Source organism: Chitinophaga agrisoli (assembly GCF_008386695.1).
GTDB classification, from domain to species: Bacteria; Bacteroidota; Bacteroidia; order Chitinophagales; family Chitinophagaceae; genus Chitinophaga; species Chitinophaga agrisoli.
Window position 1 is genome coordinate 1 of sequence record NZ_VUOC01000111.1, and the last position, 634, is coordinate 634.

Here is a 634-nt window from a genome sequence, read left to right on the forward strand (position 1 = left end):
AGGAAGTATAATATAAATATGTTTGTCTCATTTCATTTAGAAAGGCCAGGCGTTGCGAGTTCTCAAACCGTAGAGGCCGGATCCGCGCTTCCCAAAGTTTCCATTGCCCATATGCAAAGTTCCGCCATTGCAGTTAGAAAGCTCGGCTTCCCAGATGTTACCACAGCGTCTTCCAACCAAGTGGTTAGTACGAACACTGGATGCCATTAATTCAGTGGCGCGACCGTGTGAGCAGGTGTTGATCCGGCATCCGGGTTGGGGGTTCCTGCCGCCATTCGGGTAGAAGTCGGCATCACCGCTGGGGTTGAAAATACCAAGAGCACGGCCGTCCGTGTGGATGCATTCGACGTAATGACCAGCATTGCGGTTGAGTGCGTTAGAGTTTCCTCCCCACTGTGGTCCGGCGGGGTCCAAACCAGTAACGCGTGCGGGGCGACCACCGGCTTGGCGTCCGGCATTACCAACGACGTGAGCACCTAAACTGAAGCCAATAAGATGCACTTGGTTCCAATTGCCTCCAGCATTGTTGATGAGCCAAACCAAAAAGTTGCCGAGGGCGCGACCGACATCCGGGACGCCAGCGGCGGCAGTATTGTAGTTTGAATTGGCAAGACTATGCCAGTCAACAACGATG

At 53.5% G+C, this 634-nt stretch carries 1 protein-coding gene; it reads right to left on the bottom strand.

Features of this window, described 5'->3' with window-relative positions:
• Positions 1-36: 36 nt before the first annotated feature.
• Positions 37-634: alpha/beta hydrolase family protein (locus F0L74_RS34705; RefSeq protein WP_149842241.1), on the bottom strand; the 598-nt coding region annotated here is incomplete at its 5' end.